Annotated in this window: 11 protein-coding genes and 2 pseudogenes; 7 read left to right on the top strand and 6 right to left on the bottom strand. The window is 59.0% G+C overall.

Translation table 11 applies throughout. The features are described from left to right. Positions 1-87 precede the first annotated feature (87 nt). The 4 genes and pseudogenes from D3Y57_RS18370 to rsmA all read left to right on the top strand — a co-directional run bounded on the left by D3Y57_RS18370 (position 88) and on the right by rsmA (position 5,425). On the top strand, positions 88-2,178 hold the full coding sequence (locus D3Y57_RS18370; RefSeq protein ID WP_121154933.1) for an LPS-assembly protein LptD: 2,091 nt from the start codon (positions 88-90) through the stop codon (positions 2,176-2,178). A 131-nt stretch (positions 2,179-2,309) separates the two neighbouring features. Continuing rightward, a complete protein-coding gene (locus D3Y57_RS18365) occupies positions 2,310-3,590 on the top strand; it encodes a peptidylprolyl isomerase (protein ID WP_121156185.1) in 1,281 nt (426 codons plus the stop codon). A gap of 1 nt (position 3,591) precedes the next feature. Next, the gene (pdxA, locus tag D3Y57_RS18360; protein ID WP_121154930.1) at positions 3,592-4,608 is read left to right on the top strand and encodes a 4-hydroxythreonine-4-phosphate dehydrogenase PdxA; all 1,017 of its coding nucleotides are present in this window, start codon (positions 3,592-3,594) and stop codon (positions 4,606-4,608) included. After that, positions 4,605-5,425: pseudogene (rsmA, locus tag D3Y57_RS18355) on the top strand (16S rRNA (adenine(1518)-N(6)/adenine(1519)-N(6))-dimethyltransferase RsmA). The gene pdxA and the pseudogene rsmA overlap by 4 nt, the downstream one beginning before the upstream one ends. On the opposite strand, the gene D3Y57_RS18350 reads toward rsmA, so the two are convergent. The 4 genes and pseudogenes from D3Y57_RS18350 to D3Y57_RS18335 form a co-directional block, all read right to left on the bottom strand. Then, positions 5,418-5,930 carry a tetratricopeptide repeat protein gene (locus D3Y57_RS18350; RefSeq protein ID WP_121156183.1) on the bottom strand — a complete coding sequence of 171 codons (513 nt, stop codon included), beginning with the start codon at positions 5,928-5,930 and terminating at the stop codon, positions 5,418-5,420. The pseudogene rsmA and the gene D3Y57_RS18350 overlap by 8 nt on opposite strands. 31 nt (positions 5,931-5,961) lie before the next feature. Next, a pseudogene (locus D3Y57_RS18345) lies at positions 5,962-7,124 on the bottom strand (RsmB/NOP family class I SAM-dependent RNA methyltransferase). Between the two features lie 137 nt (positions 7,125-7,261). Further along, complete coding sequence (gene guaB, locus D3Y57_RS18340) at positions 7,262-8,719, bottom strand: IMP dehydrogenase (RefSeq protein WP_121156181.1); 1,458 nt, start codon at positions 8,717-8,719, stop codon at positions 7,262-7,264. Positions 8,720-8,928: 209 nt separating this feature from the next. After that, a complete protein-coding gene (locus tag D3Y57_RS18335; RefSeq protein WP_239026093.1) occupies positions 8,929-9,447 on the bottom strand; it encodes a septal ring lytic transglycosylase RlpA family protein in 519 nt (172 codons plus the stop codon). 291 nt (positions 9,448-9,738) lie between these two features. On the opposite strand from D3Y57_RS18335, the gene D3Y57_RS18330 reads away from it, so the two are divergent. The 3 genes from D3Y57_RS18330 to D3Y57_RS18320 all read left to right on the top strand — a co-directional run bounded on the left by D3Y57_RS18330 (position 9,739) and on the right by D3Y57_RS18320 (position 11,717). Then, positions 9,739-10,206, top strand: a complete 468-nt coding sequence (locus D3Y57_RS18330; protein ID WP_121154928.1) for a hypothetical protein — start codon at positions 9,739-9,741, stop codon at positions 10,204-10,206. A gap of 105 nt (positions 10,207-10,311) precedes the next feature. Then, complete coding sequence (locus D3Y57_RS18325) at positions 10,312-11,277, top strand: SPFH domain-containing protein (RefSeq protein WP_121154925.1); 966 nt, start codon at positions 10,312-10,314, stop codon at positions 11,275-11,277. Next, complete coding sequence (locus D3Y57_RS18320; RefSeq protein ID WP_121154923.1) at positions 11,274-11,717, top strand: NfeD family protein; 444 nt, start codon at positions 11,274-11,276, stop codon at positions 11,715-11,717. Before D3Y57_RS18325 ends, D3Y57_RS18320 begins: the two co-directional genes overlap by 4 nt. Positions 11,718-11,762: 45 nt before the next feature. Here the strand turns inward: D3Y57_RS18320 and D3Y57_RS18315 are convergent, their stop codons facing one another. Further along, on the bottom strand, positions 11,763-12,083 hold the full coding sequence (locus D3Y57_RS18315) for a hypothetical protein (protein WP_121156176.1): 321 nt from the start codon (positions 12,081-12,083) through the stop codon (positions 11,763-11,765). A 31-nt stretch (positions 12,084-12,114) separates the two neighbouring features. Further along, on the bottom strand, positions 12,115-13,713 hold the full coding sequence (locus D3Y57_RS18310; RefSeq protein ID WP_121154920.1) for a phosphoenolpyruvate carboxykinase: 1,599 nt from the start codon (positions 13,711-13,713) through the stop codon (positions 12,115-12,117). Positions 13,714-13,846 lie beyond the last annotated feature (133 nt).

Here is a 13,846-nt window from a genome sequence, read left to right as displayed (position 1 = left end):
GGGCACGACTCAGGCACAGGGCACGCCCCCCCGCCAGTTGTCCCAACGAAAGCGGTCCCACCTGCAACTACGAAGGCCGATCAGCAGGTGGACTTCGCGGCAGACCAGTTAAATTACGAAAATAATACCGACATCGTTACGGCATCGGGCGATGTTCGTATGGCCAGCGAGGGCAATCGCGTTCGCGCCGACCGCATCGTCTGGAACCGGAAAACCGGAAAGGTTCACGCTCTGGGCAACGTTGTCGTCGTCAACCCGGGTGGCGATACGGCTTATGGTGACGATGTCGAACTGACCGACACGTTGAAGGACGGCGTCGTCAACAATCTGCTGCTTGTTCTGGCGAATGGCGGCAGACTCGCCGCCCGGCACGGCACCCGTACGAACGGCATAACGACGCTCGATCACGCCGCCTATTCGCCCTGTCCCGTCGTCAGCGAAGATGGTTGCCCTAAAAAACCATCGTGGCAAATCACCGCGGTTCGTATCATTCACGATCCCGAAGGTAAAAAGCTAACTTTCAAGGGCGCCCGAGTCGAAATGTTCGGTCTGCCGATTCTGGTTCTGCCGACTCTGACTCAGCCCCTCGGAGACGATGGCGCGGGCGGATTTCTCGTTCCCAATCTCTCTTATAACCGCACCAACGGGTTCGAAGTCGGCCTACCCTATTATTTGAAAATGGGCACGAACCGCGACCTAACGATCACGCCTCATGCTTATACCGCCGCGCTGCCTGCGTTAGAAGCCGACTATCGCGCGCTGACGTCGAACGGTGCCTATAAAATTTCGGCATTTGCCACCTATGGTACGTTTATCCCGATCGATCAGGCCAACTTGCCCTCCGAACGCGCAGTTCGTTGGTCTCTCGATGCAACTGGAAAGTTCCAGCTCGATCCCGAATGGAGCATCAGCGGCACGGTGCGCCGTGTCTCTGATCGCACTTTCCTGCTCCGCTATGACAGGTCGTATGAGGATCGGCTGCGCTCGAACATCAATATCGAACATATCGATGATTCGAGCTATTTCTCGGTTTCCGGATGGGCCGTTCAGACACTTCGTGCGCTCGATCCGCAGGGACAAATTCCCGTCGCCGCGCCTATCATCGACTACCGCAAGCGAATTGCCGACCCAGTCCTAGGGGGCATTTTCGATCTTCAGCTCAATACTCTCGCTCTGACCCGAACTGCCGGACAGGATACTCAGCGTGCCTTCGCCGGCTTACGCTGGGATTTGCGTAAGATGACCTCGCTCGGACAAGAGGTTATTTTTACCGCCTATGGCCGTGCCGACATTTATCATAGCGCACAGAACGCAGAGACGACAATCGTCCAATATCAGGGGCTACCCGGCTTTCAATCGCGCGCGATCGGTGCCTTGGCCGCCGAAATCCGGTGGCCGTTCATCGGTGAATTCATGGGTGGCACGCAGCGCATAACCCCCCGGATACAATTGGTCGCTTCACCGCCCGCATCCAATCTGAATATTCCGAACGAAGACTCACGCTCGGTCGACCTTGAAGACAGCAACCTGTTCGCGCTCAATCGCTTTCCCGGCTATGACCGATGGGAAGGCAGCAGTCGCGTCACTTATGGCCTCGACTATGCGTTCGACCGCCCCGGCCTGACTGTCCTGGCAAATGTAGGGCAAAGTTATCGGTTCAGTTCGTCAGCCATGATATTCCCGGACGGTACGGGGCTGACCAATCAGACATCGGACATCGTCGGACGCTTTACAGTAAAATATAAGAACTTTGTCGAAATCACCCAGCGTTTTCGGTTCGACAAAGACAATTTCGCGCTTCGCCGAAATGAGGTCGATGCGACAATCGGAAGCCAGGCGACTTATTTCTCCGTCGGCTATCTCAAATTGAATCGAAACATTGATCCAACGCTCGAAGATCTACGCGATCGTGAAGAAATCCGACTTGGCGGACGCGTCCAGATCGGCCGTTATTTTTCGATCTTTGGATCTACGACGATCGACCTTACGAGTACCGCTGAGGATCCGACGACCACCGCCGACGGATATGAACCGGTCCGTCACCGTATCGGCATTGCCTACACCGACAATTGTCTCGACATCGGTCTATCGTGGCGACGCGATTACGATACGACGGGCGATGCGACGAGCGGAAACAGCTTTTTGCTCAGGCTGGTGTTCCGGGGACTTGGCCGCTAAGCCTGCGTTCAATATCGCGAAGGCAGTACCATCGCGACGAGTTCGATCTGTACGGATGACAAGCATTGATCATTGATTTCAAGGGTGCCCGGCCCGTTTCGCGCGTGACCGCGGTGCTGGTTAGCGGTCTGATGGCGGTCGCTGCAGTTGCACAAACTGCCGACCCATCCGACAGCGGGTTGAACCTGCCAAAAGACCTTACAACTTTCGGCAAGGTCGATCCGCATTTGCGTAAGGCAACGGCGATCATCAACGGTACGATCATCACCGGTACCGACATCGATCAGCGGCTGGCGCTCGTCATTCTCGCGAATGGCGGCAAGATCTCCGACGAGGAACGCGAGCGTTTGCGTCTGCAGGTTCTGCGCAACATCATCGACGAGACGCTTCAGATTCAGGAAGCCAAGGCGCACGATATCGACGTCACGTCTGCGGAGATCAACCAGAGCTATGCGCGCGTAGCAGAGCGATTCAAGCGAACTCCTGAAACAATGGGCGCATATCTGCGCGAGCAGGGTTCGTCGGAACGATCAATCAAACGGCAGATTCAAGGCGAGCTCGCATGGAGCCGCCTTCTGCGCCGCCGTGTCGAACCGTTCGTGAACGTCAGCGAAGATGAAGTTCAGTCGATCATGGACCGATTGCAGGCCTCCAAAGGCCAACAAGAATATCACATCGGCGAGATTTATCTGTCGGCGACGCCCGAAAACTCGGCCGAAGTGTTGGCCAACGGTCGCAAGATCATCGATCAGATCCGTCAGGGCGGATCATTCGCCGCTTATGCGCGTCAGTTTTCCGAAGCGTCGACTGCAGCAGTCGGCGGCGATCTTGGCTGGGTTCGCGGACCGCAACTGCCCGATGCGCTCGCTCAGGCAGCGGCCGAGATCAACGTAGGACAGATCGCTGGTCCGATCGCGGTTCCGGGCGGCTTTTCCGTGGTCTATCTGGTCGACAAGCGTCAGGTGTTGATGGCCGATCCCCGCGATGCCGTCATGAACCTCCGTCAGATGTCGCTGAAGTTTGCGCCGGGCACGACAAAGGCCGCTGCAACGGCGCAAGCTGAAGCGTTCGGCAAAGCCACTCAGGCAATGCAGGGCTGCGGAAAGACGGCAGAAGTCGCTGCGGCTCAAGGTGCTGAAGTGGTCGACAACGATCAGGTAAAGGTGCGCGACCTCCCGCCCCAGCTTCAGGAACTGCTTTTGAAGCTGTCGATCGGACAGGCGACGCCACCATTCGGGTCCCCCACTGAGGGCGTCCGTGTGCTGGTTCTCTGTGGTCGCGATGAAGCGGCGAGTACCAACGCGCCGACGTTCGACCAGGTTATGTCGCAGATCGAGGAAAATCGCGTCAATCAGCGCGCTCAGCGTTACCTGCGCGACCTCCGACGCGACGCTGTCATCGACTATCGCTGATATGATCGAAGCTACGCTCCCGATGGTTGTTTCCTTGGGTGACCCGGCGGGCATCGGACCGGAGATCGCCGCAAAGGCGTGGACGGCACGTGACATCCACAAGCTTGCGCCGTTCTTCGTTGTTGGCGACCGGCGATCGATCGATGCTGTCTGGCAGGGACCAATCGAACGGATCCGCGATCCACGAGAGACTATGGGCGTATTCTTCCGCGCGATCCCGTTGCTGCAGATTGAAGACGCTGGTGTGATCGAACCGGGCAAACCAAGCTTTGAAGGCGCACGCTGCGCGCTTGCATCGCTTGAGGTCGCAGCAGGAATAGCGCGATCGGGAGCGGCACGTGCGCTGATAACCGCGCCGGTTTCCAAAACTCAGCTGTACTCAGTGGGCTTCACGCATCCCGGCCAAACTGAATTTATCGCCGAACGCTGTGGCGTATCCAGTGACAATGCCGTCATGCTGCTTGCAGGACCGACGCTAAAGGTCGTGCCGGTGACCACGCACATTCCCCTGGCGGAGGTTTCTGGCAGTTTGTCGATCGAGATGATCGTCGCCAAGGCACGTGCTACGGCGCGCGGGTTACAGCGCAATTTCGGGATCGAACATCCGAGACTCGCCTTTGCCGGGTTCAATCCACACGCTGGCGAGAACGGGGCGCTCGGTCGTGAAGAAATCGACTTCATCGCGCCTGCAATCGAAATTCTGCGGGCAGAAGGTATCAACGCGACCGGACCGATCGCCGCCGACGCGATGTTCCATTCGCGCGCACGGGCCGAATATGATGTGGCGATCTGTCTTTATCACGACCAGGCGCTTATTCCCTTGAAGACGCTGCATTTCGATGATGGCGTGAACATGACGCTGGGACTTCCGATCGTTCGCACCGCCCCGGATCACGGCACGGCCTTCGGAATCGCTGGGAAGAACCTCGCCAACCCCGGAGCGATGATCGCGGCAATACAGATGGCCGCGTCGGCGACGGAGGCACGGGCCGCGCAGGCGTGTGCGCAGGCAGCTTGAGCTACGACCGGCCACCTCTGCGAGAGGTTATTGCCCGGCATGGACTGACGGCGAGCAAAGCGCTTGGCCAAAACTTCCTGCTCGATGGACAATTGCTTCGGCGTATTGCCGATATTCCGGGCAATCTGACGGGACAGTCGGTTTATGAAGTCGGGCCGGGACCGGGCGGGCTGACGCGGGCGCTGCTGGATGCCGGGGCTAATGTCACGGCGGTGGAACGGGACCGGCGGTGTATTCCAGTGCTGGCGGAATTGGGTGATACCGCGCCGGGCAGGTTGCGGGTTATCGATGCAGATGCGATGACTGTTCCGCTCGATGAAGTGTTGGAACAGGGCGGCCATGTCGTTGCAAACCTTCCATATAATGTCGGAACGGCGCTATTGGTGAAGTGGCTGACGGTGGAGGCATGGCCCCGCGCTGGGCTTCGTTGACGTTGATGTTTCAGGCAGAGGTCGCGGAGCGGATCGTTGCACCGACCGCAAGCGACGCGTTCGGCCGGCTCACGGTGCTGTCACAATGGCGGAGTTCTGCCGAAATATCGATGCGGGTTCACAGGTCGGCTTTTACCCCGCCGCCCAAAGTCATGTCGGCAGTCGTGCATATTGTTCCAATCGCACAGCCCAAGGATGTCAAGATTCGCGCGGTCGAACAACTGACCGCCGCGGCATTCGGCCAGCGGCGTAAGATGTTGAGACAAAGCGTTAAATCTGTTCCGGGCGCACTCGGCGCGCTGGAAAGTCTGGGCATCGATTCTGCCCGTCGCGCCGAAACCCTGAGCGTTCAGGAATTCGTTTCGATTGCCCGCCTGCTCAGTTAGCGGCAGGCTTCGCTGGCGCAGGAGTGGCGGCAGCAGCAGTAACGGCTTCGGGAGGTGCACCGCGCGCGATAACCGCAGCAAGGCTGACCTCTTGCGGGCAAGTCACAACGCACAGGGTTTTGATTTTCGTCAGATTTTCGCCAGCCTTGGTCACAGCACCTTTTGCAACCATAGCTTCACCCTGCCCGGCCAATGCCGTGACGTCGTTCGGTTCGAGCGAAAGGGCTTCACGATAAAGACGGATCGCCTTTCCGTTCAAACCCTGACGGGTAGCCACTTTCGCCAGTTCGATAAATGCGCCCCGATTGCGTGGGTCCACGGCCAAAGCAGTCTCTAACGCATCGTTAGCGGCGGTTAACTGACCCGAAGCGGCAGCTTCCTCTCCCTGCTTCAGCAGCGCCATCGAGCGAGCATCGACCATCGCATCGGGTCGCGCGCTGTGACTGACGCTGGACACCGTTGCGAGAAGGACAGCAAGGGCAATCGCGGGGGGCGTGAGGCGCATCAGTGTCTCCAAAACCATCTAGGGAGTGAGACTAGCACGCACGAATTAGTCGCGCGACGAAAAACCCATCGGTGCCATCGTGACCCGGCGTTAAAATACGGCCGGGACCGGATTCACGCCCGATTTCAAGCGTTTCGGCGGTGAAGTCGGGATTGTGCATGAGGAAATCCTCCATCTGCCCCCACCCCTCACGCTCGATGAGCGAGCACACGGCATAAACGAGCGCGCCGCCGGGACGGACCAATGGCGTCGCAAGGTCGAGAACATGGCGCTGCACGTCGAGAACGTCGCGGAGACGATCGGGCGTAATCCGCCAGCGTGCCTCTGGATTGCGGCGCAGAGTGCCGCTGCCGGTGCAGGGCGCATCGACAAGAACGACGTCAGCTTTCTCAGCCAGATTGCCAAGCATCGCGGCTTCACGACCACCATCGAGCAAACGCACTTCGACGTTGACGCCAGCACGAGCAGCGCGGGGCGAGAGGCGCGACAAGCGGGTGCGATCGGTGTCGCAGGCGATAAGCCGTCCGTTGTTTTCCATGTCAGCGGCGAGCGCGAGCGTCTTGCCCCCGCCCCGGCACACAGATCGACCACCGTCTGGCCGGGTTTGACCTGACAGGCCGTAACGACGAACTGGCTGCCCGCGTCCTGCACATCGATCAGGCCGTCGCGCATGGCGTCGTCGGCTTCGATCGCAATGGGAGGATCGATACGCAAACCGTTGGGAAGACCGCGTATCTCAACAGCATTCGGATATATCGCCATCATCGCATCACGCGAAGTCTGAAGCGTGTTGACCCGCAGATCGAGCGGCGCGCGCGCCAGCAACGCTTCATGTTCGGCGGAGTCGATCCGCCCGCCGATCCAGTCGGGCATCGGCGAAGGCTGCAATGGATTTTCGGCGCGGCCAATCTTTGGCGGCCCATAGGACGATCCATCGAAAGCAGCGGCTATTTCCGGGTCGATCTGAGCCAGACCCATCATGGCACGACGACCTGTTTCAGGTGGCTCGCCGAACGCGCGGATGGCACGGTAGATGAGTTCACGAATGCCGCGACGATCCCCCGACCCTGCAAACCGGCGAGTTTTGAACCATTCCGCGATGATTGTATCGGCCGGCGCACCGTTGCGCTGTGCCGATGCGATGATCTTGTCGAGGAGTTCGATTGCCATCTGAACGCGGGCGGAAGGTGTCATTGAGTTGGGCCTAATATAAAATAAAACCGCTTCCCTGAGCCTGTCGAAGGGTTGTCCTGCTTCTTCCAGATTGGAAAAAAGGGCAACCCTTCGACGGGCTCAGGGAAGCGGAAGAAAACTTAGTAAACGAGAGCGGGTTACTGCGTCGGGTAGTTCGGAGCTTCGCGCGTGATGTTGACGTCGTGGACGTGGCTTTCACGCAGGCCCGCATTGGTGATCCGCACGAATTTCGCGCGTTGCTGCAAATCCGGGATCGTCCGTGAACCCGTATAGCCCATTGCCGCTTTCACGCCGCCGACGAGCTGATGGATCACGTCCTTGGCCGGTCCCTTGAAAGCAACCTGCCCTTCGATACCTTCTGGAACGAGCTTCAACTGATCGGTAATGTCCTGCTGGAAATACCGGTCAGCCGATCCGCGCGCCATTGCGCCGACCGAACCCATGCCGCGATAGGATTTATACTGACGCCCCTGATACAGGAACGTATCGCCAGGAGCCTCTGCGGTGCCCGCCAGCAGCGATCCGACCATAACGGTTGACGCACCTGCCGCGAGAGCTTTGGCAATGTCTCCTGACGTCCGCAGGCCACCGTCTGCAATAACGGGAATGCCCGACTTCGCGGCCTCTTCGGCACTTTCCATGATGGCGGTAAGCTGTGGCACGCCGACGCCAGCAATAACGCGCGTGGTGCAAATGCTGCCGGGGCCAATGCCGACCTTTATACAGTTGGCGCCAGCGTCGATCAGTGCGCGCGTGGCGGCACCGGTGGCGACATTGCCTGCGATGATCTGGACCGAATTGCTGAGTTTACGGATGCGTTCGACAGCTTGTGCAACCATCAGCGAATGGCCGTGTGCGGTGTCGACCACGATCACGTCGCAATCGGCGTCGATCAGGGCCTCGGTCCGTTCGAATCCCTTGTCGCCGGTCGTGGTGGCAGCGGCAACGCGAAGGCGACCGGTGCCGTCCTTGGTCGCATTCGGATAGGTAACTGCTTTTTCGATGTCCTTGACGGTAATCAAACCAACGCAGTGATAGTTTTCATCGACGACAAGCAGCTTTTCGATGCGGCGTTGATGGAGCAGGCGCTGGGCATCGGCCTGAGTCACGCCAGCCTGCACGGTGGCAAGGTTCTGGCTGGTCATCAGTTCGGCGACGGGCTGGTTCGGGTTGCCGGCAAAGCGGACGTCGCGGTTGGTCAGGATGCCGACCAGACGACCCGATGCCTCGACAACGGGAATCCCCGAAATCTTGTGATAGGTCATCAGCGTGCGCGCTTCGGCAAGCGTGCCCGTGGGCGCTATGGTGATCGGATTGACGACCATACCGCTTTCAAAACGCTTTACCTGACGGACGGCTTCGACCTGTTCCTCGACGGTCAGGTTGCGGTGAAGCACACCGATCCCGCCAAGCTGAGCCATGACGATGGCCATGTCGGCCTCTGTCACAGTGTCCATCGCCGACGACAGAATCGGGATGTTGAGCGAAATGGTCTTGGTCAGTTGCGTACGCGTATCTGCCTGGCTGGGCAGGACGTCGGACGCCCCAGGCTGAAGCAGAACGTCGTCAAATGTAAGTCCGAGGGGAATTTCGATAGCCAAGCGGGCACCTTCATGGGTGAGTCGTGGCGGCCCATGTAACCGCACTGGGCGATTGGCGCTAGCGTTGTAGGTTTTCCGGGTTGGGCAATGTGGAGATTTCGGAGGTTCAGAATGCGGGATCGCCGAATTCTGGGGATCTGTGGGGGGCTTCTGGAAGTTCAGCGCTGGATTTGGCTCATCAACGGGAAAGCTCAAACTCTTAATTATAAGCCCGCCTTCGAAAGCTGAGCGCGTAGGTTTTGCAGCACGTCCTCACGTACCGGCGGCAGTTCGCGCGCCGGTTTGCCGTGGCGGAGGCGGTCACGGTCTTTCTCCGACGGTTCAACCCTTACGACGCGGACGCGGGCATGGCCGCTTTCACGGATACCGAGTTGTTCGGCCGCTCCTCGAGACAGATCGATGATCCTTGGACCAGTCACAAATGGTCCGCGATCGTTGATTCGAACGATGATGCGACGCCCGGTGTCGAGCGCAGTAACCTCGGCATAAGTGGGAAGCGGCAAAGTTGTGTGCGCGGCGGTGATCCATTTGGCGCGGAAGCGTTCTCCGTTGGCCGTGCGATTGCCGGATTCGTTACCGTACCAGCTTGCGACGCCGAGCATGTCGTAACTGGGATCGGGTGCGGGCACGAACGTTTTGCCGCCCACGATATAGGGTCGACCGATCCGAACCGGCGCGTCGCTCACCGGGCGGAAATTGTTGCTGGCGCAGGCTGATAACATCAAGACGGCTACCGGGATCGCTGTTCGCGCCGTGCGGAGTAGTTGCATGTTCGAGGCCATAGCGATGGTACGGATCTTCATAAAGGGGGGCTGAATAGGTAACGATGTTTCTGGACAAGCAAGTACAGGATTAGTTGACGGCCGTTTTGGCGTTGTCGCTTCGCCCGTTCCCCGCCTTCAGTCTGTTCGCGACAAGTATTAATGACAGTGCATCAAATGCACTCGACGATGTTGACTGGTACCCACTATTGGAGGAATGGCTTACGCATAGGTGCAACCAGGGGGCTGCTCATGATATCGAATGAACTTTCGCAGTCTACCCATAGTTGGCCGCTGTTCGAACACGGTCGGCAATTCTCTCTGGGGCATGACTTTGCCTGGTCCAACACGGCAACGCTCGACCTTTCGGCAGGCCAGGCCATGCTGGCCCAACAGGGTATCGGCACCTGGGAATGCAATCTCGTCAACAATGTGCTGACCTGGTCGCCTGAGGTTTTTGATTTTTTCGGAATGCCGCAACACAAGCCTGCCAATCGAAAACGAACGGTTTCGCTCTATCGGGAAGCTTCGCGCACCAAGATGGAGCGGCTGCGGGCCTATTCGATCAAGCACCAGCGCGGCTTTACCCTCGATGCAGAGATCGTTCCTGCCAATGGCGGGCATCGCTGGATCCGCGTGATCGCGACACCGGTCTGCATCGGGAACCGGGCTGTGCGACTGGAAGGGTTTAAACGCGACGTCACCCACGAATACCGCTGACAGGTTGAACTCTATCTGCCCCTGACCGACCGTTGCGCGAATGTGCTTGGAGGTTGGGATCGCGGGGGGCCATAAGGACAGCCAATTCACGCTGGGGAGCCGTCCATGGAAGTCGCGTTTACCGTTCTTGCTGTCTTAGCCATCGTTTACGTCATCATGGGCGTGAAAATGGTCACGCAAGGGTATCAATATACGATCGAGCGTTTCGGCAAATTTACCGCTGTTGCCCCTCCCGGTCTCACCCTCATCATGCCGTTTGTCGATCGTGTCGGTCGCAAGGTTAACATGATGGAGCAGGTGCTGGACATTCCCGGTCAGGAAATCATCACCAAGGACAACGCGATGGTCGCGGTCGACGGTGTGGTGTTCTTTCAGGTGCTGGATGCCGCCAAGGCCGCCTATGAGGTCAGCGACCTGTACCGCGCGATCATGCAATTATCGACCACCAACCTGCGCACGGTGATGGGGTCGATGGATCTGGACGAGACGCTGTCGAAGCGCGACGAGATCAATGCGCGGCTGCTGGTCGTCGTTGACGCCGCGACCGAGGCGTGGGGCGTGAAGATCACCCGCGTGGAGTTGAAGGACATTCGCCCGCCCGCCGACATCGTGAATGCAATGACACGGCAGATGAAGGCAGAGCGTGAAAAGCGCGCTTCGATTCTGGAGTCGGAAGGCGCGCGGCAGAACGACATCAACCGGGCCGAGGGTCAGAAACAGTCGCAAATTCTGGAGGCCGAGGGGCGTCGGGAAGCGGCTTATCGCGATGCCGAAGCGCGGGAACGCTCGGCTCAGGCAGAGGCGACTGCGACCAAGTTGGTGTCCGACGCGATCGAAGGCGGCAGCGCGCAGGCGATCAACTATTTCATCGCGCAGAAATATGTCGAGGCTGTCGCGCTGTTTGCGACTTCGCCCAATGCCAAGACGATATTGTTCCCGGTCGAGGCGACACAGTTGATCGGGACGCTGGGCGGGATTGGCGAACTGGCGCGCGATGCGTTCAGGGATAGCCCCACTCCAGCCCCCGCACCGCTACGGCGGCCGGGGCCGTTTGAGACGCCCACGAAATGAACTGGGCTGCTGGCATTGCGGATCACTGGCTGTGGCTGATTGCCGCAGCCGCGCTCGGCATTGCGGAAATCATTATGCCCGGCGCGTTCCTGATGTGGATCGGCATCGCCGCGCTGATTACCGGATTGGTGGCGTTGTTGGTGCCCATCGGCGTGCCGGTGCAGCTTTTTGTATTCGCCGTCACCGCGATTGCGTCAGTTTACGTCGGACGCCGGGTGCTGGTGCGCAACCCGATCGAGTCGGCCGATCCATTGCTCAACGATCGCGGAGCGCGGTTGATCGGTGAGATAGTAACAGCGGTCACTGCGATCGACGCCTCTCAGGGACGCGTGAAAGTCGGTGACGGCGTGTGGCCTGCGCGTGGCGCAATCGCTGACATCGGAGATCGCCTGCGCGTCATCGGTATCGAGCGGAGCGTCCTGCTGGTCGAGAAAGCCTGATAGCGGGGGCGTTTTTAATGCGCCCCCGCTTTGTTCAGCGCCGGCTTATTTCTTGCTGAAGAAGCCGCCGATCATGCTGGTGATGTCGTTGATCGGATTGCCGTCACCGTCACGATCAAGCATCCCGGAGACGCTGGCGAGAGCGCCTTCTCCACCGAGATGACCAACGATCTGCTGAAGCGTGTCAGTCGATAAACCGGTGCTGGCAGCAGCAGTCTCAACAGTATCGCCCTCTTGCGGATGAGCGGCACCGAGAGCGGCGACAGCGGACTGCACCTGTTCAGGCGAAAGTCCGACCTTTGCGGCCAGATTTTCAACCACGGCGTTACCACCGAGTGATCCCAGAATTCCGTCGAGCATACCCATCGTCATTTCCTTTACCGGTGAGGTCAGGCGATTATGCAGCTTTCGGGGCGGCCTGACGAACGCCTTCGTCAACATGATCTTCGAATTGAGCGAAATTGTCGATAAACTGTCCAACAAGTTTCTGCGCGGTGCGGTCATAATCCTCTTTGTCCGCCCAGGTGCTACGCGGGTCGAGGATGCCGGTATCGACACCAGCGACCGTCACAGGAACCTTGAAGCCAAAGTTGGGATCGGTACGGAACTCGCCATCGTTAATGCTGCCGTCGAGTGCAGCGTTCAGCAGCGCGCGGGTTGCCTTGATCGGCATACGACGACCAATGCCGTGTTTACCGCCCGTCCAGCCCGTGTTGACGAGCCAGCAAGACACGCCGCCCTTGGCGATGCGCGACTTCAGAAGGTTGCCATAGATGCTGGGGTGGCGCGGCATGAACGGTGCGCCGAAGCAGGTCGAGAAGGTTGCTTCGGGTTCGGTCACGCCAATTTCGGTGCCCGCAACGCGCGCGGTGTAGCCCGACAGGAAGTGGTACATCGCCTGATCGGGAGTAAGCTTCGCGATCGGAGGCAGGACGCCATAAGCATCAGCGGTCAGCATCACGATGTTCTGCGGAACCGGCCCCATGTTGTCGGCCGACGCATTGGGGATGAAGTCGATCGGATATGAACCGCGGCTGTTTTCGGCGAGGCTGTTGTCGTCGAAGTCAAGCTGGCGGGTGTCCTTGTCGATCACGACGTTTTCCAGAACCGTTCCGAAACGCTTCGACGTGGCGAAGATTTCAGGTTCGGCTTCGGCGGACAGGCGAATCATCTTGGCGTAGCAGCCGCCTTCAAAATTGAAGACCGCCGTGTCGGACCAGCCATGTTCGTCATCGCCGATCAGCGTGCGGCTGGCGTCGGCAGACAGCGTCGTTTTACCAGTGCCGGACAGACCAAAAAATACAGCCGTGTCGCCCTTTGGCCCAATGTTGGCCGAGCAATGCATCGGCATGATGCCTTCGACAGGCAGCTTGTAATTGAGGATGCCGAACACCGACTTCTTCATTTCGCCAGCGTAAGCCGTGCCGCCGATGAGGATCAGTTTTTCGGTGAAGTTGACTGCGATTACCGTTTCGCCACGGCTGCCATGACGCGCAGGATCGGCGCGGAAGCTTGGCAAGTCGATAATCGTAAATTCGGGAGCGAAGTCCGCGAGTTGCGCCGTTTCCGGGCGGACAAGCAGCGTACGGATGAACAAGCTATGCCAGGCCAGTTCAGTGATGACGCGGACATTGACGCGATATTCGGGCTGCGATCCGCCGAACAGATCCTGAACGTAGAGCGTGTCTTTCGTCGCGAGCGCGCTGTAAAAGTCGGCCTTCAATGCGGCAAAATGCTCTGACGTCATGCCCTTGTTGGTCTTGCCCCACCAAATCGTGTCTTCGGTCGTCGCATCACGGACGATGAATTTGTCGTTGGCCGAGCGCCCGGTGTGCTTGCCGGTTTCGACGACCAGCGGACCGTCGGCTGCGAGTATTCCTTCGCCACGTCGTACTGCGTGTTCGACCAGTGGCGCGGTGATCAGGTTCCAATTCAGATTGGCGGCGGTGGAAATGCCCTGCGCGGCAAGATCGAAGGAAGGAATGCGATCAGTCACTGGAACCTCTTTCAGGAAAATACGACAAATCTCCCGCGTGACGGGTCGATCTGGACAGTTCCGATCGCGCTTATACCGGGTCGGTAAAACCGTCAAACCAGTCCGGTGCCGCAGTGGGACATATAGCCGTGGA

It is taken from the genome of Sphingomonas paeninsulae, from assembly GCF_003660165.1.
In the GTDB taxonomy this organism is placed as follows: Bacteria; Pseudomonadota; Alphaproteobacteria; order Sphingomonadales; family Sphingomonadaceae; genus Sphingomonas_O; species Sphingomonas_O paeninsulae.
The sequence above is the reverse complement of the archived record's forward strand: the minus strand, read 5'-3'. Positions and strand labels throughout refer to the sequence as shown.

Coding starts and splice junctions, on each gene's coding strand:
- D3Y57_RS18365 (WP_121156185.1), top strand. CDS start 2,310: ATGGCGGTCGCTGCAGTTGCACAAACTGCCGACCCATCCGACAGCGGG.
- pdxA (WP_121154930.1), top strand. CDS start 3,592: ATGATCGAAGCTACGCTCCCGATGGTTGTTTCCTTGGGTGACCCGGCG.
- D3Y57_RS18350 (WP_121156183.1), bottom strand. CDS start 5,930: ATGCGCCTCACGCCCCCCGCGATTGCCCTTGCTGTCCTTCTCGCAACG.
- D3Y57_RS18335 (WP_239026093.1), bottom strand. CDS start 9,447: ATGTTATCAGCCTGCGCCAGCAACAATTTCCGCCCGGTGAGCGACGCG.
- D3Y57_RS18330 (WP_121154928.1), top strand. CDS start 9,739: ATGATATCGAATGAACTTTCGCAGTCTACCCATAGTTGGCCGCTGTTC.
- D3Y57_RS18325 (WP_121154925.1), top strand. CDS start 10,312: ATGGAAGTCGCGTTTACCGTTCTTGCTGTCTTAGCCATCGTTTACGTC.
- D3Y57_RS18320 (WP_121154923.1), top strand. CDS start 11,274: ATGAACTGGGCTGCTGGCATTGCGGATCACTGGCTGTGGCTGATTGCC.
- D3Y57_RS18315 (WP_121156176.1), bottom strand. CDS start 12,083: ATGGGTATGCTCGACGGAATTCTGGGATCACTCGGTGGTAACGCCGTG.